Source organism: Xanthobacter variabilis (assembly GCF_043831965.2).
GTDB lineage: Bacteria > Pseudomonadota > Alphaproteobacteria > Rhizobiales > Xanthobacteraceae > Xanthobacter.
This window is the reverse complement of sequence record NZ_CM195533.1, coordinates 1,562,040-1,585,221: the sequence shown is the minus strand read 5'-3', so window position 1 is coordinate 1,585,221 and position 23,182 is coordinate 1,562,040. Positions and strand designations below refer to the sequence as shown.

Sequence of the window (23,182 nt, the reverse complement as noted above, 5' to 3'; positions counted from 1 at the left end):
GCGCCTCACTTCAGCAGATAGGGAATGTTGACGGTGACGGCGCCGGTGGGGCAGTCCGCCTCACAGGGCATGCAGTACCAGCACTCATCGAACTTCATATAGGCCTTGCCGGTGAGTTCGGAGATGCGCAGCACGTCGAGCGGGCACACATCGACGCACACGGTGCAACCCTTGTCGGCAATGCACTTATCCTCATCGACGATGACCGGGACCGAGGTGGACGTATTGGCCAAAGGCATGGGGCAGATCCTTCAATGACTTCCGTTTTTCTTACCGATGCGCCTTCGATCACGCCTTGGCCGTGATGCGCTGCTTGTAATAGGCGTCCTTCTCATCGTCGGAGATGGGGATGACATAGGGCTGGATGGCGCGCTTCTCGCAGCCCATGGAGCCGTCCTCCTGCTTGCCCAGGAGCACATGGCACTTCCAGTCCTCGTCGTTGCGTTCGGCGAAGTCGGTGCGCCAGTGGTAGAGGCCCCAGCGGCTTTCCTGGCGATAGAGCGAGGCGCAGGCCGCCATGTCCGCGCAATCGAGGATGGAGGCCACTTCCATGGCCCGCATCAGCTCGTGGGAATCGCGGGCGACCATGGCCTCTTCCATGTCCGCGCGCACTTCGGCGAAACGCTGCTGGGCCAGCTCGTATTTCTTGGTCACCTTCGGCGGCTGCAGGTAATCATTGACCAGGCGGCGCACCTTGTACTCGATCTGGTTGGGCGGAATACCATCCTCGCGCTTGGTGGGGGCCAGAACGCGCTCCTGCTCCGCCAGCACGTCGGCGCGGTCATAGTCATCGAAATCCACGTCGCGGATGAAGTCGATGGCATGCTCGCCGGCAATGGCGCCGTTGGTGAAGGCGCCCAGCATGTAATTGTGCGGCACGCTGGCCATGTCGCCAGCCGCATAGAGGCCGGGCACCGTGGTGCGGGCGAACTCGTCCACGAACACGCCGGACGCCGAATGCCCCGAGCAGAAGCCGATTTCCGAGATGTGCATCTCGATCATGGTCTCGGCATAGCGGGTGCCGCGCTGCTCATGGAACCGCCCTCGCGAGGGGCGCTCCACCGTGTGCAGGATCTGCTCGATATGGTCGGCGGTTTCCTTCTTCAAATGGTTGAGGCGCAGGAACACCGGGCCATTGCCCGACTGGAGCTCCTTGTAGAACTCCTGCATCATCTGGCCCGACCAGTAGTCGCACTCGATGAAGCGCTCGCCATTGGCATTGGCGGTGTATCCGCCGAAGGGCCCGGCCACATAGGCACAGGCGGGACCGTTATAATCCTTGATGAGCGGGTTGATCTGGAAGCATTCGAGGTTCGCGAGCTTCGCCCCGGCATGATAGGCCATGGCATAGCCTTCGCCGGAATTGGCGGCGTTCTCATAGGTGCCGAACAGATAGCCCGAGGTGGGCAGGCCCAGGCGGCCGGCCGCGCCCATGCTCATGATGACGGACTTGGCGCGCACCACGAGGAATTCGGCGGTGCGGGTGTTCACCGCGATGGCGCCGGCGATGCGGCCGGATTTGCCCGTCAGCAGGCGGGTCGCCATGTAGCGGTTGGAAATGAGGATGCGGGCGCGGCGGAGCTGGCGATAAAGCGCCTTCTTCACGGTCTCGCCATTGGGCATGGGCAGCACATAAGTACCCATGTGGTGGACTTTCTTGACGTCGTAATCGCCGTTCTCGTCCTTCTGGAAGCGGATGCCGAAGCGATCCAGCTCCTGGATCATCTCGAAGCAATTTTCCGCATATTTCAGCACCGCCGCCTGGTCGACGATACCGTCATTGGCGATGGTGATTTCCTTCGTATACTGCTCAGGCGTCGAGTGGCCGGGAATAACCGCGTTGTTGAGCCCGTCCATGCCCATGGAAATGGCGCCGGAGCGCTTCACATTGGCCTTTTCCAGCAACACCACCTTGGCGTCGGGATTCTTCATCTTGGCTTTGTAGGCCGCCATGGGGCCCGCCGTGCCGCCGCCGATAACCAGCACATCGCAGTCGATTTCCGAAAGTCCGGCCGTGATCTCGTCCACGCGAGCCTCCTTCAATTCCGTGTTGGGCTGAACTTGAACAGTTCCAGCCGGGGCGTCGGTCAAGGAATTGCATTGGCCGGAGAAAAGTCATTTCTTCCTTCCATATCAGATAGATGGGAGATTTCCTTGAGGAGCGCCCAGGGGTAAATGCCCCGGTCGTGGCCGTCGGAGAAAGAGAGGTTGAGGCCGTAGCTGCCGAGCAGGCTGACGTCGGTGAGGACGATGTCGGCGCGCACCGGCGCGTCGATGCCCATGAGGCGCAGCCGCTTTTCCCCGGCCGATTGGGAATGGGCGCGCAAGAGCGGAGCCGCCAGCGCCTCGCGCGTGCCATCCTCCCACACGAGGGTGAGCCGGCTCTTGTCCGCCGACAGGCGAATCTCCACCGGGGGATTGGGGTTGGGCGGGGTCATGGGCGCGTCTCCGTGCAGGATCGCGCAAGATCAGCACCACGCCCGACGGCGCCGATAGCAACAACTTGACAGACCCCGCGCACGGCCGCCGCTAGACCGAGAGCCATCATCACCATTTCAGGACGCGATCATGGCCTTCGTCGTCACCGAGAACTGTATCCGCTGCAAATACACCGATTGCGTGGAGGTCTGTCCGGTGGACTGCTTCCACGAGGGCGAGAACATGCTCGTCATCAATCCCGAAACCTGCATCGACTGCGGCGTGTGCGAGCCCGAATGCCCCGCCGACGCCATCGTGGCCGACAGCGCGGAGGGGGCGGACCCCTGGCTGGAGATCAACCGCAGATACGCCGCTTTGTGGCCCTCCATCGAAGCCCGCATCGAGCCCCTTTCCGATGCCGAGGACTGGAACGGCCGCCCCGACAAGCTCCCCCTCCTCAGCGACAAGGCCGCCGACGCCCGCTGACATCCGCCAGCCCCACGGACACAGCCATGACCCTGCCCCTTTCCGCCGAGGCCCTCGCCGAGCAGGCGCCCGACGGCATCTTCATCGAGACCGTCACCAGCGTGACCCATTACACAGACCGCCTGTTCCGCTTCCGCACCACGCGACCGGCGAGCTTCCGCTTCCGCTCCGGCGAGTTCGCCATGATCGGCCTGCTGGCGGAGGGAAAGCCGCTCTATCGCGCTTATTCCATCGCCAGCCCCTCCTGGGCGGAGGAGCTGGAATTCTTCTCCATCAAGGTGCCGGACGGCCCCCTCACCTCGCGCCTGCAGATGGTGCGCCCCGGCGACGGCCTGCTGATGCGCAAGAAGGCGACGGGCACCCTGGTGCTCGATGCCCTCACCCCCGGCCGGCGGCTCTACATGTTCTCCACCGGCACCGGCATCGCCCCGTTCGCGAGCCTGATCCGCGATCCGGAGACCTATGAGAAGTTCGACGAGGTCATCCTCACCCACACCTGCCGCGAGGTGGCGGAGCTGAAATACGGCTTCGACATCGTGGAAGAGGCGCTCGGCGACCCGCTGGTGGGCGAATATGCGCAGGGCAAGCTGCGCCATTATGCGACCGTCACCCGCGAGGACTATGCCCACACCGGGCGCATCACCGATCTCATGACCAGCGGCAAGCTCTATGCCGATCTCGGCGTGCCGCCGCTCGATCCGGCGGTGGATCGCGGCATGATCTGCGGTTCCCTCGCCATGCTCCGCGACACGCGCGACCTGCTGCTGGCGGCCGGCCTGGACGAGGGCTCGAACGCCACCCCCGGGGCCTTCGTCACCGAGCGCGCCTTCGCCGAATAGGCGCCCCGCAACAGAGTTGGCGCGCCCGACACGCGTGGCCCTGGAACCTGTTCGTGCGGCGTGGCGCTGGTTCGCGCGGCTGGAACGCGTCGGCTCGACCAGTTCGAGCATGTCACCGTTTCGGTGTGGCGGACGATGCTCCCGCCCGCACACCACGCCTCGGATGAGGGCGAAGAGATCGCCGGCGGCCCGGATCGTCTCCGGGCCGCCGTGCACGTGATGGCGGCGATGCTTGGCGGCGGTTTCTGCACCGCCATCACGTTGCCTGGAGCGCTTTCGAGCGAGAGGAAACCACCTCGCGTGAAGAAAACGCGCTCAATCAATGACTTGAGGCGCCTTTGCGTGGAGGCGCCCCGCTTCGCGCCGAGGAACGGCCCCGACCTGTCCATGGCCCGCGCGGCCCCGAGCCGCGCGGCGCCCTCAGCCGATCTTGAAGGAGAGAACCTCGGTGGGCATCTCCACCCCGGGCATGTTCTTCGGATCAGCCACCGGCGGGTCGACCACCATGCGCACGGGCACCACCCCCGCCCAGACGGGGAAGTCGTAGTCCTCCGCCTCGTCCTCCGGCTGGCCGGTGCGCACCTTGGCGGACGCCTCGGTGATGGGCAGCGAAAGCAGGGTGGTGGCCTTCAGCTCCTTGTCCTTCACCGGCCGCAGGCGGTCCCACTGGCCGGGAATGAAGCCCTCCACGAAGCGCTGGAGCTGGTGGCGCTTCTCTTCCGGATCACTCACCATCTCGGCCTTGCCGAAGATCATCACCGAGCGGTGGTTGATGTTGTAATTGTAGGCCGAGCGCGCGAGCACCAGCCCGTCGAACAGGGAGACGGTGACGCACACCTCCTGCCCCTCCACCGCGCGGAGCATGCGGCTCGCGGCCGAGCCGTGCCAATAGATGCGGTCGCCGTCGCGCCATTGCAGGGTGGGGGTGACGATGGGCCGGCCCTCATGCACATAGGCCACGTTGCAGACCGGCATGGCATCCAGGATGGCGTGGATGGTCTGCGGCTCGTAGTTGGCCAGCCAGTGGTAGCGCTTGACGCGGGTGCGCTCGCTCGGGGCATCGGACATCACGGGAAACTCGCCTTCGCGACAGGAATGGCGCACCATTGCCTCGCGCTCCGTCACGCGCATAGGTCCGCCGCGCTCACGCCGGATGGTGCCAGCGCGCGGGGGCTGCGTTCATTGTCGCCGCTCTTCCCGCGATTTCCCTGCCATGCTGCCCATCCCCCTCGACCGACACTCCGCCGTGACCCTCCAGGAGCAGATCTGCGAGGCCCTGCGCGCGCGGATCGCCTGCGGCGCCCTACCGGGCGGCGCGCAGCTCAGTGCCACGCGGGAGCTGGCGCGCGCGCTCGGCGTGTCGCGCAATACGGCGGTGCTCGCCTATGAGCGGCTGGCGAGCGAGGGCTTCGTGGAAATGCGCCCCCACCGGGGCGTGTTCGTCGCCAATCCGCCACCGGGCGCGCCGCCAATGGCGGAGCCGCTGCCGGCACCGGCGGAGGCGCCGACCGGCGCCGCCGGCCCCCACCTTATCACCCGGGAGGATGCGCGCCCCATCTTCGACCTATGGTATGCGCGGCCGGACCCGCGTCTGTTTCCGGCCCATGCGTGGCGGCAGCTCGGCCATGCGGCTCTCGGCGCCTGCGCGGTGGGGCTCAGCACCTATGGCCCGGTGGGCGGCGAGCCGCGCCTGCGCCAGGCCATCGCCGATCATCTCGCGATCCATCGCGGCCTCGCGGTGCGACCTGAACAGGTGGTAGTGACGAGCGGCGCCCAGGAAGCGCTCAACCTCATCGCCCGCCTGCTGCTCGAACCCGGGGACACGGCGGTGGTGGAGGATCCCGGCTATGAAGCCGCCGCCCAGGTGTTCGAGGCCCACGGCGCGCGGATCGTGACCGCCCCGGTGGACGGAGAAGGGCTGGTGCCCGCGCTCGCCCCGGGGCTTCGCCCGCGCCTCATCTATGTCACGCCCGCCCACCAGTTTCCCACCGGCGTGGTGATGAGCCCCGCCCGGCGCGCCGCTTTGCTCGCCACCGCCGCCCGCCATGACGCGCTGGTGGTGGAGGACGACTATGACGGCGACATCCTGCTGGAGGGGCCACCGGCCGCCGCGCTCGCGGCTCTGGACGGGGGGCGCCGGACCATCTTCGTCGGCACCTTTTCCAAGACCCTCGGCTGCGGACTACGGCTCGGCTACATGGTTGTGCCCCCGCATCTGGCGGCCGCCGCCGAGGCCACCAAGAGCCTGATGAGCTACGGCCAATCCTGGCTCGACCAACAGATTCTCGCCGCCTTCCTGTCCCAGGGGCGCTACCAGCGCCACCTGAACCGCCTGCGCACCGCCTGCCGCGCCCGGCGCGATGCGGCCCTCGCCGGCCTGCGCGAGACCTTCGGAAATACAGTGGCCGTATCCGGAGGCGCCGCCGGGCTCCACCTCTACTGCACCCTGCCCGATGGCGCGCCCGACGCGGCCCGGCTCGCCGCCGCGGCGCTCGCCGTGGGGGTGGGCCTGCACCCGGCCGAAGCCTGCGGCGTGCACAGCGCAACGCGGGACCTGTCCCGCACCCTTCTCATCGGCTTCGGCGGCCTGACACCGGAGGAACTCGCGCTCGCCTTCACCCGCCTGCGCCAAGCCCTTGCGCCCGCTGCCGCGCGCCCATGCGGCGACCGCTGAGGCGCATGAAGGGTGCCGGCAGCCCCGGTGCGATGCACATGGCCCTTCGCGCAGGCATAAGGCGCGCGCCCCTGGCATGCCCAATGCGCCCGCTTGGCGCAGGGCGTTGTCCGATGCGCGCCCTCCGCAAAGCTCACACGGAGGCTGGCGGGAACGCGTTACGCGGGCGAGGAACACAACCGCTGACCGGCGAGAGCAGTTTCGAGCAAGATGGACACCAGCTCGCGTGCAGGGAATGCGCCGGCCCGATGATTTCGAGCATTTCCCTGTGCCCGCAAGACAGGGAAATGCTCTAAGGCCTTGCCGGAAGCCTCCGCGCGCGAGACAACTGCCAGCCCCCCCGGCGGCCGCTTTCGCGCCGCGCTCCCGCAAGAAAGGACCCTTCCGATGGCGCCGGTGAACGAGCTCGATCCCCTGCCCTCCCCCTCGGGAAGCTATTGGAAGGCGTTCTTGATCGGCGAGATCCCCCATCTGGTGATTCTCGCCCTCACCATCGGCGGCGTCGCCTATATCAGCCTCATGCGCCGGCCCCTGGAATATTACTGGGACGTGGTGGCGGTCGTCATCGCCAGCGTCTCCATCTATTCGGGCTGGCCGCAGGCGAAGAGCGACAAGCAGCGCTGGCGGCTGGTGTGGACCCAGGCGCTCCATTGGGCCGCCTTCCTCATCACCATGCGCCTCGTCTTCCTGCCCTCGGTGCAGGCCATCGCGGACGTGGATTCCACCAATCTCGTGGTCCTGCTGCTGCTGGCGCTCGGCACTTTCGTGGCCGGTGTCCACGCGCCGTCCTGGCGCATGGCGCTCAATGGGGTGGTGATGGGCGCCAGCGTGCCCGCCGTGGCGTGGCTCGATCGCTCGGCCCTGGTGCTGGCCCTGGTGGCCATGGTGCTGGGCGCCATGGTGCTCGCTCTGGCCTGGTACCATTTCCGCGAGCGCGATACTTATTGAGAGACACACAAAGATACCACCCTCGGCGGCAGCTTGCCCGCCGGGGGCATCTTGTTCAATATTTGTTCCCATCCGAACGATTCGTACGGGACGATGGGAGCCGGCGGGGTGCATCTCGACACGCTGAATGACAGCCAGCGCCATGCCGCCGCCCATGGCAGCGCGGAGCTGGCCCAAGGCGGCGTGGGCGGTCCCCTGCTGGTGATTGCGGGTGCCGGATCGGGTAAGACCAACACCCTGGCCCATCGGGTGGCGCATCTTGTCCTCAACGGCGCTGACCCCGCCCGCATCCTGCTCATGACGTTCTCGCGCCGCGCGGCGGAGGAACTGACGCGGCGGGTGGAGCGCATCTGCACCAAGGTGCTGGGCCCCAAGGCCGGGCCGGTGGGCGAGGCGCTCACCTTCGCCGGCACCTTCCACGCCATGGGCGCGCGGCTGCTGCGCGAATATGCGGGCGAGCTGGGCATCACGCCCGACTTCACCATTCATGACCGGGAAGACTCGGCCGACCTCATGAATCTGGTGCGCCACGAGCTGGGTCTCAGCGCCACCAAGACGCGCTTTCCCGCCAAGGGCACCTGCCTTGCCCTCTATTCCCGCGCGCTGAACGCCGAGGCGGACCTCACCACCGTGCTGCGCCAGTCCTTTCCCTGGTGCATCGCCTGGAGCGAGGAGCTGAAGCGCCTGTTCGCAGCCTATGTGGAGGCCAAGCAGCGCCAGAACGTACTCGATTACGACGACCTGCTGCTCTATTGGGCCGAGGCCCTGCGCGAACCGGCTTTGGCCGCCCACATGGGCGCGCGCTTCGACCATGTGATGGTGGATGAGTACCAGGACACCAACCGCCTCCAGGCCGCCATTCTGCTGGCGCTGAAGCCGGACGGGCGCGGCCTCACCGTGGTGGGGGACGATGCCCAGTCCATCTATTCCTTCCGCGCCGCCACCGTGCGCAACATCCTGGACTTCCCGCAGGCCTTCTCGCCGCCGGCGCGGGTGGTGACGCTGGAGCGCAATTATCGCTCCACCCAGCCCATCCTCGCAGCCGCCAACAGCGTGATCGGCGAGGCCAAGGAGCGCTTCACCAAAAATCTGTGGTCGGAGCGCGCTTCCGCCCGCCGCCCGCGCCTCGTGAATGTGCGCGACGAGGCGGACCAGGCCCGCTTCGTGGCCGAGGAAGTGCTGGCCCACCGCGAGGCCGGCACCCTTTTGAAGCAGCAGGCGGTGCTGTTCCGCGCCTCGCACCACTCCGGCGCGCTGGAAGTGGAGCTGACCCGGCGCAACATTCCCTTCGTGAAGTTCGGCGGGCTGAAGTTCCTGGACAGCGCCCATGTGAAAGACCTGCTGGCGGTGCTGCGCTTCGCCCAGAACCCGCGCGACAAGGTGGCCGGCTTCCGCCTTTTGAACCTGCTGCCAGGGGTGGGCACCGCCTCCGCCACCCGCATCCTCGATGCCATGGCTGAGAGCCCCACGCCGCTCCAGGCGCTGGCAGCTTTGCCCGCTCCGCCGCGCGCGGGGGCGGACTGGGCGGCCTTCGTCATCCTCATGGAGAGCCTCGGCACCGCCGACGCCCACTGGCCGGCGGAGCTTGGCCGCGCCCGGCGCTGGTATGAGCCCCATCTGGAGCGCATCCACGAGGATGCGGACATGCGCCGGGCCGACCTCGTGCAATTGGAGGCCATTGCCGCCTCTTATCCGGGCCGGGCGCGCTTCCTCACCGAGCTGACACTGGACCCGCCCGACGCCACCTCCGCCGAGGCCGGGCCGCCGCTGAAGGACGAGGATTACCTCATCTTGTCCACCATCCATTCCGCCAAGGGGCAGGAGTGGAAATCCGTGTTCGTGCTCAATGTGGTGGATGGCTGCCTGCCGTCCGATCTCGGGGCCGGATCGAGCGAGGAGATCGAGGAGGAGCGCCGCCTGCTCTATGTGGCCATGACCCGGGCGAAGGACGACCTCGACCTTATGGTGCCGCAGCGCTTCTTCGTCCACGGCCAGCACGCCCGGGGGGACCGGCACGTTTATGCCAGCCGCACCCGCTTCATTCCCGACCGGATGCTGAACCTGTTCGAGGCCCATTCCTGGCCCCCGCCCCAGGCCATCACCGGAGCCGCGCCGCTCGCCCCCGCCATGGTGGACGTGCGCGCCCGCCTGCGCGGCATGTGGGGATAGCGGCTGCGAAGGCAGGTCCACGATCGCGCGAGGAATGCGCCTTAATGCAATGAGCGTGAGGGCTTCCTGGATTCCGTTAAACCAGCGGATGCTCTGACAGCAAGACATTGAGCGCACGCGGCACGGCTTAGGCCCCATCACCCACGTGGGCCCCCTTGGCGCTCCTCCTCCCGCTTGCTGGGGACGGGGCACGACGTTGGAAATGTGAGCCCCGGCAGCCGGGCAAGGCCCAACGCCCCCGAAAGTCACAAAAGTCTTGAATTTCCAGCGTCTGCGCCACTGAGGTGACTTTGGCTCACGCGGTCCAGGCCCGCTCCCGCAGGTGGAGAGGGAGCGAGCCCCCCCCCCCCCGGCAAACCCTATCTACTGAAGTCGAGACGCCCCCGCCCCTCAGCCCCGGCCGATGAAGGGCATCTTGGTGGCCATCACGGTCATGAACTGCACGTTGGCGTCGAGGGGCAGGCTCGCCATGTAGAGCACGGCACTCGCCACATGGGCCACGTCCATCACCGGCTCGACCTTCACCGATCCATCCGCCTGCAGAATGCCCGCCCGCATGGGCCCTGCCATGTCGGTGTCGGCATTGCCGATATCGATCTGCCCGCAGGCGATGTCGAAGGCCCGCCCATCCAGCGAAGTGGAGCGGGTGAGGCCGGTGATGGCGTGCTTGGTGGCGGTGTAGGGCGCAGAATGGGGCCGCGGCACCTCCGAGGAGATGGAGCCGTTATTGATGATGCGACCGCCGCGCGGATTCTGTGCCTTCATCAGCCGGAACGCCTCCTGCGTGCACAGGAAGGGGCCGGTGAGGTTGGTGTCCACCACCGCCCGCCACTGGCTGAGGGTCAGTTCCTCCAGCTCCACCGGCGGAGCGCCGATGCCCGCATTGTTGAACAGGAGATCGAGTCGGCCGAACTTGTCGCGGACCGCGGCGAACAGACCCGCCACCTGCGCGGGATCGGTCACATCGGTGGGCACGGTGATGGTATGGGGCGAGCCCATGGCATCGGCCGTTTCCGCCAGCGTTTCCCCATGCCGGCCGGCAATGGCGACCCCGTAGCCGGCCGCCGCAAGCGCCACCGCCACCGCCCGCCCGATGCCCGATCCGGCCCCGGTGACGATGGCAACCTTCCTGTTGGCAGTTGGACTCATCGGCGCATCCTCCCCAGTCCGCCGGCCCGCCATTCTCAAGGGGCGGGTCCGGGCCCTGACCGAGCCCTCAGAATGACACAGAAGGGCACCGCCGGACCGCAGGAAATTGCACGCTCACCCCCCTGCCCGCTGCGCGAGCGCCTCAAGGTCGATGAGATGGCCGGCGCGCTCCCGCTTGGCCGCGAGATAGCCGGCATTTTCGGCCGTGGGCCGCCCCAGCACCCGCTCGTCGCCCGCCACCTCGATGCCTGCCGCCGCAAGAGCCGCGATCTTCTGAGGATTGTTGGTGATAAGCCGCACCCGCCGCACGCCCAGCTGCCGCAGCATCTCGCCCGCGAAATCGAAGCGCCGCTGATCGAGGCCGAAACCCAGCGCCGCGTCGGCGTCGAACGTGTCGTAGCCTTCGGACTGGAGATGATAGGCGCGCATCTTGTTGGCGATGCCGTTGCCCCGCCCCTCCTGGTCCAGATAGAGCAAAATGCCGCCGTCCCCCTCCGCCATCAGGCGGGCCGTGTCGCGGAGCTGGTCGCCGCAGTCACATTTCAGTGAGCCGAACAGATCACCGGTCAGGCAGGCCGAATGCAGGCGCACCGGCACAGGCCCCGAAAGGTCCGGACGGCCCACGATGATCGCCACCTGGTCGCGCAGCCCCTCGCCGCCGCGAAACACCACGAATTCCGTCTCCGGCGCCCCCTCCAGCGGCACCCGCGCGCGGCCCACCACGCGAAGCTTGGCCACCTGCGCCTTGCGATAGGCGGCGATGTCGGCCTTTTCCACCTTCAGCAGGCCCGGCGCCGCCTCGGGCGCGACATCGGCGATCACGGCCGCCGGCAGCACCAAGGCCAGCCCCAGCAGATCGAGCCCGGCAACATCGAGGTCTCGGGCAGGCTGAACGGCGACGCCCGGCGGCAGGCGCGCCTCCACGTCCAGCGCAAACGCCGCCACCTGCGGAACCGCCGGCAGCGAGAGGGGGATGCGCCCGGCCGTGGCGGCCGGCCGGCCGAGCTTTTCCAGCCGCGGGGCGGGCAGCACCAGGCGCAATGTCCCGCCCACCCGGGCGAACGCTTCGGCCAGATGCGCATCCAACGCTTCTGCCCCCAGCAGCAGCACCGCCTCATCGGAGCCCGCGCCGGCCATGATCCGCACCGGGCGGCCGGCGCGCAACTCGGCGATGGCGCGCTCAACCGCGACCTCCGCGCCGCCCACCACGCCGAATTGATCCGCCGCGAACACCATGCACCCCCACAATCCGGCCACCCGGCCACCCTTTTGTTCCCACACCAGAAATGGCGAGCCTCCAGGCCGCGCACAAGGGCGCGACGCGCGCGGCTGCCCGGCGTCGCAGGCGGCACGCTGGGGAAGGTGGGCGGCGCGCCATCCCCAGCCCCGGAAGCGTGACCTTCCCCTCCGTTGACACGCCGGCAAACGACACCTACTCCTGTTAAGCCGGCCGGTTTGTAAAACAGAGCGGGCCCGTCTCGAGAAGGCCCGCTCAAAGAGGATCAAATCGCATGGCCCTACGCGTGTCGGGAAAGAACATGGACGTCGGAGAGGCCCTTCGGGCCCGGCTCACTGAGCGTGTCTCCGAAGTTATCGCAAAATATTTCGACGGCGGATGGTCGGGGCACGTGACGGTGTCTCCGGAAGGGTCCGGCTATCGGTCGGAATGCTTGCTGCATCTTGATTCGGGCGTGAACATCCAGGCCCAGGGCAACGCGCAGGAGGCCAACGCCTGCGCTGACTCCGCTGTGGAAAAGCTGGAGAAGCGCCTGCGGCGCTACAAGCAGCGCAAGATGCGGCTGAAGGATCGCTTGTCCGCCGCCTCGGTCGCGGACGAAAACTCCAAGGCGCAAAGCTATGTCCTGAGCGCCGTGCCCGAATCGGAAACCGAGGAGGAGCTCGACGCCTGGAGCCCCACCGTGGTGGCCGAGCAGGTCACCCGCCTGCGCACCATGTCGGTGGCCGATGCGGTGGTGGAGCTGGACATTACCGGTGCTCCGGTGGTTGTCTTCCGTCACGGAGGCCACGGGCGCGTCAGTGTGGTATACCGTCGGCCGGATGGCCATGTCGGGTGGATCGACGCTTCCGCCGAGGAAGTCCATTGACCCTCAACCCGGCTTGAGATTAGCGTCCGCGCCTTCTTGAAGTCCGGGCCTAAGCCGCAGGGAACCGATCTATGCCCCTTGCCGATCTCCTCGTACCGAACGCGGTTTTCCCGATGTTGCGGGCGAGCAGCAAGAAGCAGGTGCTCCAGGAGCTTGCCCAGCAGGCGAGCCAGCTGGTGGACCGGGACCAGCGGGAAATCTTCGAGACGCTCCTGCAGAGGGAGCGTCTCGGCTCAACCGGCGTGGGCAATGGCATCGCCATTCCCCATGGCAAGCTGCCGAATCTCGACAAGCTGGTGGGCCTGTTCGCGCGGCTCGAAAAACCCATCGATTTCGAATCGCTGGACGGCGAGCCGGTGGATCTCGTCTTTCTCCTGCTCGCACCCGAGGCGGCAGGGGCGGACCACCTGAAGGCGCTCGCCCGCGTCGCCCGCATGCTGCGGGACCCCGATGTGGTGGAAAAGCTGCGCGCCACCCGCGACGCAACGTTGATGTACAATCTGCTGACCGCCACCTCCGCCTCGAACGCCGCCTGAGCGGCTCGAGGCCAGAGCAGCTCTGAGCCAAGCCAGCGCTCGCAGGGGTGACATGATGGGGCAGCGCCACCCGTCGGCGTCCGCACGCGAACTCCCAGCCAAACCCCCACATCCCCGGCGAATCACCGTCGCGCGTACAGAGGGCAAAGGGCTTGCGCGCGCAGGGTCGCACGCGCGATTTCTTGTGAAGGCTTTTAGCTGCGGCCGCGCGCGGCCGCTATCCCGCCAGCCGCGTTCCGGTCAGGCTACGCTTGCAGATCAGGCGAGCATGGCCGACGTCAGGGCACACCATCCGCGCCAGCGGTGCGGCTCCGCAACGCGCGCAAAGGCGCAGCTTCGCCCGGCAATGTCACAAAGGTCCGCCGCGCCTTGCGCGCGGCGTTCCCGATTGGTCTTGTCTCAGTGCACGTCGCCCCTGGCTCAGTGCACGCTCACGGTGACCAGCTCATGCTCCATGGCATTGGCCAGCGCGGCCTCGCGGCTGTCCGTCAGCATAATGGGCGTGCCGTCCGCCGCATGGAGGGTGAACAGGGTCATTCCCGGCGCGATCTGGGGCGCCTGCGGGAAGAGGGCCTTCACGTCCTCCGAGCGGATGGTCCGGACATAGGCGATCTCGCCGCCACCCAGGCCTGCCAGGGCTTCCGGCGTCATCGCTTCAGGGGTCGTCCCGTGTGCCGAATTCGCAATCATCATTTCAACTCCTCACTCTGGCACGCCACCGTTCCACGCCCTCAGGGCCGCGAGACGATATCGATCCGCTTGACCTGCCGCTCCGGCTCGGGGCGGATCAGGTCCACGGAAAGCAGGCCGTTGCGCAGCTCAGCGCCGAGCACGTTCATGCCTTCCGCAAGGACAAAGGTGCGCTGGAACTGCCGCGCCGCGATACCCCGGTGCAGGAAGACGCGGTCTTGCCCGTCATCCATCTGCCGGCCGCGGATGGTCAGCTCCTTCTCTTCGAGGGTGATCTCGAGCTCATCGGCGGCAAACCCCGCCACCGCCAGCGTGATTCGCAGGCAGAGCGGCTCCCCCGCCGCCGCTTCGATCCTCTCCACATTGTAGGGAGGATACCCGTCGGCGCTCTTGGTCACCCGGTCGAGCACCCGCTCGACCTCGTCGAAACCCAGGAGAAACGGGCTCGACAACGAAGACACTCGCGACATGCCTCAAGTCCTCATCAAGCGACTTGGTCAAGCAATCTGGCTTGCCGGACGCGCACCTATCCGGCCGCGCCCACCGGGACCCTCAACGGCATCCCGACGATGGGGATATGGTGCGCACCCTGCCCCCGCGCAAGACGCCAGCCGCCGCGCCGAAGGAACCGAGCGGGCAACCCCGACCGCAGCGCGGGAAGCGACTGCGAGGACAGGTCTCCGCCCCGTGTCGGAGATGCCACAGGCCATCGCCGACACATGCCGGAGCACTCCCGGAGGAGGCCCCGGCAGGGATCAGCCACGCGGTTCAGACTAGGGGGCTGCTCCGTGCGCCCCAGCGGCTTGAGCCGGCCGGGGCGCGGGGCGGTGCCTAGGCCACCCGCCGCGGACCCACGGCGAGGCGGGGGCTGAAGCTGTCCGGGTCCGCCGCCGCCCAATCCCCCGCATAGTGGGTCGAATCCGGCGCCGACAGGAGGATGTCGGCAGGCAGGAAAGGATAGATGCGGTCGAGGCGCTTGACCTCGTTGGGGCTCACGCGGTGCCAGATGTGGCTGGGCACGAGCTCGCTGGGATGGGAAAGGCCGGCGGCCGCCACCAGCTCGGCCAAGGCGGCCACCGTGTGCTGCTGGAAGTTGCGCACCCGCTCCGCCTTCTCCTCCACCACCAGGCCGCGCTGCAGGTGCGGATCATTGGTGGTGACGCCGGTGGGACACTCGCCGGTGTGGCAGCGCATGCTCATCACGCAGCCGAGGGAGAACATGAAGGCGCGGGCCGCGTTGCACCAGTCGGCGCCGATGGCCATGTTCGCCGCCATGGAGAAGCCGGACGTCACCTTGCCCGATGCGGCAAGCCGCACCTGCGAGCGAAGCCCGGTGCCCACCAGCGCGTTGCGCACGATGATGAGCCCCTCGCGCAGCGGCATGCCCACATGGTCCGCCAGCTCGTGCGGCGCGGCGCCGGTGCCGCCCTCCGAGCCGTCCACGACGATGAAATCCGGGTGGATGCCGGTCTTCAGCATGGCCTTCACCATGGCGAAGACCTCGGTGGGATGGCCGACGCACAGCTTGAGGCCCACCGGCTTGCCGCCGGACAATTCCCGCAGCCGGCCGACGAACTCCATCATTTCGGCGGGCGTGGAAAAGGCGGAATGGCGGGCCGGGGAGATACAATCCTTGCCCACGGGAATGCCCCGGGCCTCGGCGATCTCGGGCGTCACCTTGGCGCCCGGCAGCATGCCGCCATGGCCGGGCTTGGCGCCCTGCGAGAGCTTGATTTCGATCATCTTCACCTGATCGTCGGCGGCCCGCTCCCGGAACCGCTCGGCGGAGAAGGTGCCATCGGGATTGCGGCAGCCGAAATAGCCGGACGCGATCTCCCACACGATGTCGCCACCATGGATGCGATGGTACTTGGAAAGGCTGCCCTCGCCGGTATCGTGATAGAAGCCGCCCCGCTTGGCGCCCAGATTCAGCGCCTCGATGGCATTGCCGCCGAGCGAACCGAAACTCATGGCCGACACGTTGAGCACCGAGGTGGAATAAGGCCGGCTGCAATCCGCGCCCCCCACCATCACCCGGAACGGCTCCTTGCTGACGGGGGTCGGCGCGAGGGAATGGGTCATCCATTCATACTCGGCGGCATAGGTATCGAGCTCGGTGCCGAAGGGCTGGCGGTCCTCCTCGTTCTTGGAGCGGGCATAGACCAGGGATCGCTCGTCACGATTGTAGGGCTTCTCGGAAAGGTCGTCCTCCATCAGATACTGGCGCAGATAGGGCCGGATGGCCTCGAACAGCCAGCGCATGGAGCCGATGACCGGATAATTGCGCAGCAGCGAATGGTCCGGCTGGGTCACGTCGAACACGCCGAGCAGCACCAGCGGAAACAGCACGCAGAAGACGATCAGCCACCATTGGTGGGACGTGAACGACAAGATCACGCTGATCACGGCCCCGAGCGTGACGGCGATGAAGACGCTGTAGCGGCTCAGCAGCTTCTTGGTCCCTGGCGTCAACCATGCGCTTGGGGTGGTATTGCCCGTCATGATGGCGGTCTCCCGTTTGGACAAGCGCCAAGCTAGAGCATTTTCAGGCGAATGCGACCCCGCTTCCCCGCCGCCCCTGGCCTGTCCCCCGTCCCATCCACACCCGGCAGCGCGCAGGGCTGCGCCAAAGGCGAGCCGCTCATGGGCGGGGGACAGCCGGGCGTAAGGGGCGCGAAAGCCGTGCCCTGTTTTGCCGCCCGACGTCACGGATTTGCAGTCCGCGGGGGGACAATCGCGCAGTGCATCTCAGCGCGAGATTTGCCCAGGCGTGTATCCATCCCTCGTCCCCAAACAAGACAAGGGAAACGCTTCCATTTCGGAGCAGCAAATGTATCTCTGGAAGGGGATTCAGAAGCGCAACTCCGGCACTTCTGATTAAGGGTTCCCGTTAAAGGAACACCAATAAGTTGGGGGCACGCTATGTTCTCATTCTCGATCCGGTCGCGACTTCTTCTTCTCTTTGGGGCGTTCATCATCGGCCTGGTCGCGATCAGCGCCGTCTTCCTGTCCGCACTCAAGGACAGCATGCTGCACGAGCGCAAAGCCGGCGTGAGCCAGATCGTCGAGGCGGCGTACACGCAAATCCAGGGCCTTCACGCGGCCGCGCAGAAGGGCCTCATCACCGAGGCGGAGGCCAAGCGGCTGGCCGGCGACATCATCCACCGGACGCGGTTCGATGGAAATAACTACCTCTTCGTCAATGACGGCGAGGGTGTTTCCGTGTTTCACGGCGCGCGACCCGAGGTGGAGGGCCGCGACCGGAGCCAGGACCGCGACTCCCACGGCAACCTGTTCGTGCAGATGCAGCTGGCCAGCGCCAAGGCTGGCGGCGGCTTCACCAGCTATTACGCGCCAAAGGCCGGAAGCGACTCGACCTCGCTCGAGAAGATTTCCTACAACCTCATGTTCAAGCCCTGGAACTGGGTTGTTTCTGCCGGCGTCTATATCGACGACATCGAAAACGAATTTTATGCGCAGGTGGTCCGGCTCGTCATCGTCATCGCGGTGGTTCTCGCTGTACTGGCCATCGTCGCATTCTTCCTCTACCGCTCGATCATGCAGCCCATGGAGCATCTCTCTTCCGAGCTGCACGCCATCGGCGACGGCAACCTCGGCATGGAGATCGCCACCGCAGAGCGCACCGACGAATTCGGGGCCATCGGCAAGGCTGTCATCTACATGCGCGACCGCATGCGGGAGGGCGAGCGGCTGAAGGAAGAGCAGAAGGCGCGCGAGGCCTCTGAACGCGAGATCCTCGCCCGCCGCGAGTCCCTGGCCGGCACCTTTGTGGAGCGGATGCAGCAGCTTGCGGGCAACTTCGCGGGCTCCTCGGGCGAGGTGGCCGATGCCGCCCGCAACCTCTCCGCCACCGCCGAGCAGACGTCGCAACAGGCCCATGTGGTCTCCGGCGCCGCCGATGAGGCATCGGCCAATGTCCAGACCGTCGCCGCCTCGGCCGAGGAGATGGCGGCCTCTATCCGCGAGATCAGCAGCCAGGTCGCCCATTCGGTGCAGATCGCGGACTCCGCTTATGTGGAGGCCCAGACCTCCAACGCCCGCATTTCCGAGCTCGCGGCCGCCGCCTCCGCCATCGGCGACGTCATCAACCTCATCAAGTCCATCGCCGACCAGACCAACCTTCTCGCCCTCAACGCCACCATCGAGGCGGCACGGGCCGGCGAGGCGGGCAAGGGCTTCGCGGTGGTGGCCGAGGAAGTCAAGCAGCTGGCCCAGCAGACCGCCAAGGCCACCGAAGGCATCGCCGAGCAGGTGGCGGAAATCCAGAAGGCCACTGAAAGCTCGGTGCAGTCCATGGGCGGCATCGCGCGTGTGATCAGCTCCATCAAGGAGATCGCCTCGGCCATTTCCGGCGCCGTGGAGGAGCAGAGCGCGGCCACGGCGGAAATCGCCCACAATTGCCAGCGGGCGGCCAGCGGCACCCATCAGGTGATGGAAAGCATTTCCGGCGTCGGCCAGGCGGCGGGCATGACGGGGGCGGCCTCGTCCCAGTTGATGGCGCTGTCATCGGGCCTGTCGGGTCAGGCCCGGGAACTGCGCCAGGTGGTCGACACCTTCGTCGCCGATTTCGCGGCCGCCTGAGGACACACCTCAAGCGCGCGGCGCTGAGCAGCCCACGGGCAGCGCTCAGCGCCGCGCGCATCTGATACAGCGGCACGCGGCCACGTCTGCGGCAAGCCGGCGCGGGCATGAACCGTAACGGCCCCGCGGCCACCGCCAGCGGGACATTCGTCGAACCGGCCACCAGCCAAGGCGGCGGCAGAACCAAGCCTCAGCCCCACACCGACACGCCCCCGCTCCGGCGCGACGCCGTCACCGGAGGCGCGCATCGTCGACCACGCAGCCTCACCAAGCGTTTCAACGTGAAGCGCCCCGGAGTGAAATGGCAGCCGATTCACGCATGAACGGCACGCCCCCTCCCGGAAGGCCGCTGCGCCTATTCCCAAGCCCCTGCGCGCACGACGCGCCCTCCTGCGCGAACCGCTGAAGAGCCCCAACCGCACCTAACACCGCGCGCCAAGACACGTCGGCACGACCACATGAGATTTGATTGATCTGAAAGCTGGTGCTGCGAGAGAGGATTGAAAACGTGATCCTCGACCAGAACGCATTGTATATAAAAGAGAATTTCGAGTCCGTTATGGATTCTGTGTAGCAGTCCAGTGGCGAGCAAGCAAGCATCACGGGATGCGTTCTGTTATTCGGGTCGGGCTGGTGTGGAGCACGCAGGCAGGTCCGCTCGCCTCCCTCCAGTCTCCTGAAGGAAAGCTCTCCTTGAGACCACCCACTCTTCGCCACCACACGCAGCTTTCGGCCTCACCCCGTCAGGGAGCTGGGTCGTCTCGTCGGCACACGCCACATCGACTTGCCGCTGGGTGATATTACTACTTCGCAGGTCGGCCCCCCTGATGTCGGCATGATCGAACTTTGCTTCAGTAAAATCCACCGGAGTTTCGATAGCATCAGCTGGAGCCAAGGGAAGATCCAGCTCAATGGCCGACAGTGCTTCGGCGTTCGATATATTCTGATCGAACGGTCGATCAAACGCAGGTGCACCGCCCCCTTTTTTGGAGGAGCCTAATAGCGGCATCGTGAGCAGCCCCTTTAGATCAGCCCCCGAAAAATCCGCCCCCTTAAAGCTTCCACCATGGACAACGGCCCGCACAAATGATGCAGCCACGAACGACGCGTCATCGGCGTACGTTTTCATAAAATATACATTATCAAAATGCGAGCCATAGGCATGCACTCCATGCAAAAATACAGTTGACATATGCGCATTTGTGAAATTTGATTGCCTAATATTCGCATTTATCATACTAACAAATAGAAAATGGGTTCCACAAAATGTAGATGAGGATAGTCTAGCCTCTCGATCCGCAGATCCAAGAATAACTGACAAAATCAATGAATTAACTAGAGAGATATCTCCATATAACTGGCCTTGATCAAACAGGAATTGTAGCGCCGCGCCTTGGCCAATGTCATGGTCTATGCCATTTCCATCTTTCACTATCGTCCACGCCAGAGAGAAGGCGCCATATTGGCGAACGAACCCCTCTTCCCTGTATGCGGCGAACTGAAGCCAAACGCCGATAGCTGCCGCAACCGCGCCGGCCGCAGAAAGAAGCCCGGCCAGGATTTGAATTAATCGCATTCGCTTCTCTGCCTGATCATCGGCATGGATTTCCTGCATCTTACCGTATCTCAAGCTCACGTTGACCCCAAGTCGCACCCGACATCTATCCAAACGTCACAGATAGCGACACAGCCGCGCGGAAAGTCCCGCTCCTCACCCCACCCCCTGCAAGCACCGATACACACTCGCACGACCGATCCCAAGCCGCTCCGCAATGGCCGTGGGGCTTACGCCCTCACCCCTCAGCCGCTTGACCTCGTCCGCCCTGGCCCGTGCTGTGGGCTTGCGGCCCCGGTACTTGCCTTCAGCTTTCGCCTTGGCGATGCCGGCCCGTTGCCGCTCAAGGAGCAATTCCCGCTCGAAGGCCGCTACGGCGCCGAAGACCGAGAGCATCAAGCGCCCTGAGGCGGACGACGTGTTCAGCTTCTCCCCACCCAGGTTGAGGATGACCAGCCCCACGCCCTTAGCGTCGAGGGCTTCCACGATGGTCCACAGGTGCTGCACCGACCGAGCGAGGCGGTCCAGCTTGGTCACCACCAGCGTGTCGCCCTCCCGCAGGAACTCCAAGGCCCGTTCCAGCTCCGGCCGGGACGCGGCAACGGCGCTGACGTGCTCCTGAAAGAGCTTGTCGCAGCCGGCCTCCTTGAGGTCGTCAAGCTGGCTCTGAAAGCCCGCATCCTGCCCGTCCGTGCTCACCCGCGCATATCCCACCAGCATCGTCATCCTCCCCCCCGTCTCAGCCGAACACGATGCCGTTGCGGACGGCGTAGCTCAGTTCCTCAGCCCGCGATGCGTCCGACCACCATTCGTCGGTGCCGATAGTGATGCGAGCGGCCGTCACGGCGGTCAGCGTCTCGTCGCTCATCGGATCGTCGGCCGCGAAGACGATACGGCCCCCTTCGATCTCCCATGGCCCCTGTGGCGACGGCTCGGCTGCGCTCGGCAGCGAGGGTGCGGGCGCCTCCCCTGCGGCGGCCATCGGAAAAGCTGCAATGTGGGCGGTCATCACCAATCCCCTGTCCCGTTGCCCGCCGGGGCGGGTCCCATTGAACACCTCCCCTGCGAGACGGTGTGGAGGGCGTCCGATAGGGTCCATTCCGGCTTTTCGGACGCCTCGTCTCACAGGGCCTTGAGCCCTATTGAGGCATCGCCTGTGCGGCTTCTCTGGCGGCTTGGGTGATGCGGGCATTGCGCACCCGGTCCCGCTCCCGCCGTTCGGCCCGAAGCTCCTTGGCGTAGGCTTTCACGAACACCCGGTTGAACTCCCGCAGGCGCCGGAAGGCCGCGTCATAGACCGCCTTCCCCCGCTGCCATTCCCGAGAGAACTTCACCTCGTCGGGCGTGAGGCCAAGGACGGTGCGATGGTCGCCCCGCAGATGGTCCAGCCACGCCCCCGCACGGGCCACACTCGCCTCAAGGGCGGCCTGTAGGGCCTTGGCTTCGTCAAAGGTCATGGTCTCGCTCATGTCCTGTCCCCCTCGGCTCAGACCAGCTCTGGCGCATCGTTGAAGGCGTCCGCGTCCCGCTTGGCAGCGGCCATGCGCTCCACCGACCAAGCCTCAGCGGCCACGGCCCGCCCTGGCTCAAGCTCCCCCGAGGCGTAGGCGTCGATTGTCTCGACCTTCCCCGCCCATGTGTGCCACGTCATGTCGCCCACGGTGTCCTGATTGGCCCACGGCTTCAGGCCGTTGGCGCGGGCAAGGGCGTCGGTGAAGTCGTCAAGGCCCTTGTCGCCGGCATCGCAGTACAGGACGGGCCGGCCGTCGATGTCCTCCCCTTCCCACACGGTGGCAACGAAGCCTTCTCCCGCCTCGGTCGCCATCACCAGCACCTCCATGCCGTCACCGGACCAGACGGCGGACAGGACTTCTTCAGGGGCGAAGGTGTCGGTGACAAGCGCAATAGCCGAGTCAATCGTGAGCATCTCAGTGTTCCTCAAGTTGTTTGGAAGTGTTCGTGGGCCGATCGCCGCTCCGAACATGAGAAAAGACTGATTCGTCTCGCTGGAACTGTCAAGCACAATTCTGAGAATTTCTTGATTTTTCTCAGAAGCTGTTGATGCTCAATACATATTTTGTCCGACACTAAACTTACGACCGAAGCGGAATAACGCGAGCATGTGGGCGCGTGTACATGCGTTGCGGGCGCCTGTGCTTGCGCGTGGGTGGGCGTAACTTGCCGTTCGCTCGCGTGCCGCGCGGTGTTCCCTCTCAGGCGCGAGGGGCACCGGGGGAACCGCGCGTTCTTTTTATCTATTGAGGGGGGCTCGAAAATTTCCGGCAAATATCGCCGGGGCGGGCAATATTCGCCGGGAGCGTCCGCCTTGGTGAGGCGTGGCGCGATCTTGCAGAGAACTTGAAAGGGGGCGGCACATTGCAGGGGTGGGACCTGCCAATGGTCGCTGGTGGTCAGTCGATCCCGTCCAGGATGCGGGCGATTATCTTGTGAAGGGGCTCCTTCGTGTCGGGGCCGTAAAGCCCCGCAGCCTTCGCCATGTAGATGGCATCAACGTAGCGCTGTGCCTTCACCTCTTGCTCACGGGTCGCGATGGCCTCCGCTTCAAGGACATTGTAAGCCTTGATGTAGGCACGTTTGAAGGCGAGAGCCTTCTTCCCGGAATAGCCCATGACCAAGAGGGTAAAGCCGTCGCGGTCCATGAGATAAGCGGGCTCTTGTCGGAAGCCGCCGCGAGGCATGGCAACGGTTTCCGATGTAAGCTCAAAATTGAGCCGACATGATGGGTCATCAGCGAGCAGGGCTTCGATGTCGCGAAGCACGTTCTTGTGCTGCTTCCCAAAGTAGGCAGCCACGTCCCGGCTATTGGCCCGCCCCATCCCGTCTGCCCCCACCACGAGGATGGGGATTTTGGTCGGGTCGTCATCGGGGGCACCAATGATGCCTGCCCAAGGGTTCGGTAATGGCTTTCGCCGGGGCCGCCAAGGATTCGGGATGCCTTCGTCACGAAGCTCCCGGTGGATTTCAGTTGCGCCTTTGGTGGGCATGATCCT

The 23,182-nt window shown here is 65.9% G+C and carries 23 protein-coding genes; 8 read left to right on the top strand and 15 right to left on the bottom strand.

What is annotated here, in order from left to right; genetic code table 11:
• Positions 1 to 5 precede the first annotated feature (5 nt).
• The 3 genes from V5F26_RS06965 to V5F26_RS06955 are packed head-to-tail and all read right to left on the bottom strand — an operon-like array spanning position 6 to position 2,438.
• The gene (locus V5F26_RS06965; protein WP_234051665.1) at positions 6 to 239 is read right to left on the bottom strand and encodes a 4Fe-4S dicluster domain-containing protein; all 234 of its coding nucleotides are present in this window, start codon (positions 237 to 239) and stop codon (positions 6 to 8) included.
• A gap of 49 nt (positions 240 to 288) precedes the next feature.
• A complete protein-coding gene (locus V5F26_RS06960) occupies positions 289 to 2,028 on the bottom strand; it encodes a fumarate reductase/succinate dehydrogenase flavoprotein subunit (protein ID WP_394946998.1) in 1,740 nt (579 codons plus the stop codon).
• A 59-nt stretch (positions 2,029 to 2,087) separates the two neighbouring features.
• Positions 2,088 to 2,438 carry a gamma-butyrobetaine hydroxylase-like domain-containing protein gene (locus V5F26_RS06955; protein WP_394946997.1) on the bottom strand — a complete coding sequence of 117 codons (351 nt, stop codon included), beginning with the start codon at positions 2,436 to 2,438 and terminating at the stop codon, positions 2,088 to 2,090.
• 130 nt (positions 2,439 to 2,568) lie between these two features.
• Here V5F26_RS06955 and fdxA point away from each other — a divergent pair, with 130 nt between their 5' ends.
• Both fdxA and V5F26_RS06945 read left to right on the top strand, forming a co-directional pair.
• Positions 2,569 to 2,904 (top strand): ferredoxin FdxA, encoded by a 336-nt coding sequence (fdxA, locus tag V5F26_RS06950; protein WP_394946996.1) that lies wholly within the window; start codon positions 2,569 to 2,571, stop codon positions 2,902 to 2,904.
• A gap of 26 nt (positions 2,905 to 2,930) precedes the next feature.
• On the top strand, positions 2,931 to 3,743 hold the full coding sequence (locus tag V5F26_RS06945) for a ferredoxin--NADP reductase (RefSeq protein WP_394946995.1): 813 nt from the start codon (positions 2,931 to 2,933) through the stop codon (positions 3,741 to 3,743).
• Between the two features lie 420 nt (positions 3,744 to 4,163).
• On the opposite strand, the gene V5F26_RS06940 is transcribed toward V5F26_RS06945, so the two are convergent.
• On the bottom strand, positions 4,164 to 4,811 hold the full coding sequence (locus V5F26_RS06940) for a pyridoxamine 5'-phosphate oxidase family protein (RefSeq protein ID WP_234051690.1): 648 nt from the start codon (positions 4,809 to 4,811) through the stop codon (positions 4,164 to 4,166).
• Between the two features lie 145 nt (positions 4,812 to 4,956).
• Here V5F26_RS06940 and pdxR point away from each other — a divergent pair, with 145 nt between their 5' ends.
• The 3 genes from pdxR to V5F26_RS06925 all read left to right on the top strand — a co-directional run bounded on the left by pdxR (position 4,957) and on the right by V5F26_RS06925 (position 9,534).
• Positions 4,957 to 6,417 (top strand): MocR-like pyridoxine biosynthesis transcription factor PdxR, encoded by a 1,461-nt coding sequence (pdxR, locus tag V5F26_RS06935; protein WP_394946994.1) that lies wholly within the window; start codon positions 4,957 to 4,959, stop codon positions 6,415 to 6,417.
• Between the two features lie 387 nt (positions 6,418 to 6,804).
• A complete protein-coding gene (locus V5F26_RS06930) occupies positions 6,805 to 7,365 on the top strand; it encodes a hypothetical protein (RefSeq protein WP_234051672.1) in 561 nt (186 codons plus the stop codon).
• 108 nt (positions 7,366 to 7,473) lie between these two features.
• Positions 7,474 to 9,534: an ATP-dependent helicase gene (locus V5F26_RS06925; protein ID WP_394946993.1), complete on the top strand. Its 2,061-nt coding sequence runs from the start codon at positions 7,474 to 7,476 to the stop codon at positions 9,532 to 9,534.
• Between the two features lie 390 nt (positions 9,535 to 9,924).
• Here V5F26_RS06925 and V5F26_RS06920 read toward each other — a convergent pair whose 3' ends face one another.
• Both V5F26_RS06920 and ribA read right to left on the bottom strand, forming a co-directional pair.
• Positions 9,925 to 10,683 carry an SDR family oxidoreductase gene (locus tag V5F26_RS06920; RefSeq protein WP_234054143.1) on the bottom strand — a complete coding sequence of 253 codons (759 nt, stop codon included), beginning with the start codon at positions 10,681 to 10,683 and terminating at the stop codon, positions 9,925 to 9,927.
• 114 nt (positions 10,684 to 10,797) lie between these two features.
• Positions 10,798 to 11,940: a GTP cyclohydrolase II RibA gene (ribA, locus tag V5F26_RS06915; RefSeq protein ID WP_394059027.1), complete on the bottom strand. Its 1,143-nt coding sequence runs from the start codon at positions 11,938 to 11,940 to the stop codon at positions 10,798 to 10,800.
• A 254-nt stretch (positions 11,941 to 12,194) separates the two neighbouring features.
• On the opposite strand from ribA, the gene hpf reads away from it, so the two are divergent.
• Together hpf and ptsN are read left to right on the top strand one after the other, a co-directional pair.
• A complete protein-coding gene (hpf, locus tag V5F26_RS06910; RefSeq protein ID WP_234054141.1) occupies positions 12,195 to 12,788 on the top strand; it encodes a ribosome hibernation-promoting factor, HPF/YfiA family in 594 nt (197 codons plus the stop codon).
• A 71-nt stretch (positions 12,789 to 12,859) separates the two neighbouring features.
• Positions 12,860 to 13,324: a PTS IIA-like nitrogen regulatory protein PtsN gene (ptsN, locus tag V5F26_RS06905; protein ID WP_234054139.1), complete on the top strand. Its 465-nt coding sequence runs from the start codon at positions 12,860 to 12,862 to the stop codon at positions 13,322 to 13,324.
• A 420-nt stretch (positions 13,325 to 13,744) separates the two neighbouring features.
• Here ptsN and V5F26_RS06900 read toward each other — a convergent pair whose 3' ends face one another.
• The 3 genes from V5F26_RS06900 to V5F26_RS06890 all read right to left on the bottom strand — a co-directional run bounded on the left by V5F26_RS06900 (position 13,745) and on the right by V5F26_RS06890 (position 16,516).
• Positions 13,745 to 14,014: a BQ00720 family protein gene (locus V5F26_RS06900; RefSeq protein WP_234054149.1), complete on the bottom strand. Its 270-nt coding sequence runs from the start codon at positions 14,012 to 14,014 to the stop codon at positions 13,745 to 13,747.
• Between the two features lie 41 nt (positions 14,015 to 14,055).
• Complete coding sequence (locus tag V5F26_RS06895; RefSeq protein WP_394059025.1) at positions 14,056 to 14,484, bottom strand: Hsp20 family protein; 429 nt, start codon at positions 14,482 to 14,484, stop codon at positions 14,056 to 14,058.
• Positions 14,485 to 14,845: 361 nt separating this feature from the next.
• Complete coding sequence (locus tag V5F26_RS06890) at positions 14,846 to 16,516, bottom strand: FMN-binding glutamate synthase family protein (protein ID WP_394059024.1); 1,671 nt, start codon at positions 16,514 to 16,516, stop codon at positions 14,846 to 14,848.
• Positions 16,517 to 16,936: 420 nt separating this feature from the next.
• Here V5F26_RS06890 and V5F26_RS06885 point away from each other — a divergent pair, with 420 nt between their 5' ends.
• Positions 16,937 to 18,616, top strand: coding sequence for a methyl-accepting chemotaxis protein (locus tag V5F26_RS06885; protein WP_394946992.1), 1,680 nt, complete (start codon positions 16,937 to 16,939; stop codon positions 18,614 to 18,616).
• A gap of 616 nt (positions 18,617 to 19,232) precedes the next feature.
• Here the strand turns inward: V5F26_RS06885 and V5F26_RS06880 are convergent.
• From V5F26_RS06880 to V5F26_RS06855, 6 genes are all read right to left on the bottom strand, one after another.
• Positions 19,233 to 20,231 (bottom strand): pentapeptide repeat-containing protein, encoded by a 999-nt coding sequence (locus tag V5F26_RS06880; protein WP_394946991.1) that lies wholly within the window; start codon positions 20,229 to 20,231, stop codon positions 19,233 to 19,235.
• Between the two features lie 96 nt (positions 20,232 to 20,327).
• Positions 20,328 to 20,891: a recombinase family protein gene (locus tag V5F26_RS06875; RefSeq protein WP_509210543.1), complete on the bottom strand. Its 564-nt coding sequence runs from the start codon at positions 20,889 to 20,891 to the stop codon at positions 20,328 to 20,330.
• Between the two features lie 19 nt (positions 20,892 to 20,910).
• A complete protein-coding gene (locus tag V5F26_RS06870; RefSeq protein WP_394946989.1) occupies positions 20,911 to 21,180 on the bottom strand; it encodes a hypothetical protein in 270 nt (89 codons plus the stop codon).
• A gap of 130 nt (positions 21,181 to 21,310) precedes the next feature.
• Positions 21,311 to 21,640, bottom strand: a complete 330-nt coding sequence (locus V5F26_RS06865) for a hypothetical protein (protein ID WP_394946988.1) — start codon at positions 21,638 to 21,640, stop codon at positions 21,311 to 21,313.
• Between the two features lie 17 nt (positions 21,641 to 21,657).
• A complete protein-coding gene (locus V5F26_RS06860; RefSeq protein WP_394946987.1) occupies positions 21,658 to 22,098 on the bottom strand; it encodes a hypothetical protein in 441 nt (146 codons plus the stop codon).
• Positions 22,099 to 22,582: 484 nt separating this feature from the next.
• The gene (locus V5F26_RS06855) at positions 22,583 to 23,176 is read right to left on the bottom strand and encodes a Rha family transcriptional regulator (protein WP_394946986.1); all 594 of its coding nucleotides are present in this window, start codon (positions 23,174 to 23,176) and stop codon (positions 22,583 to 22,585) included.
• Positions 23,177 to 23,182 lie beyond the last annotated feature (6 nt).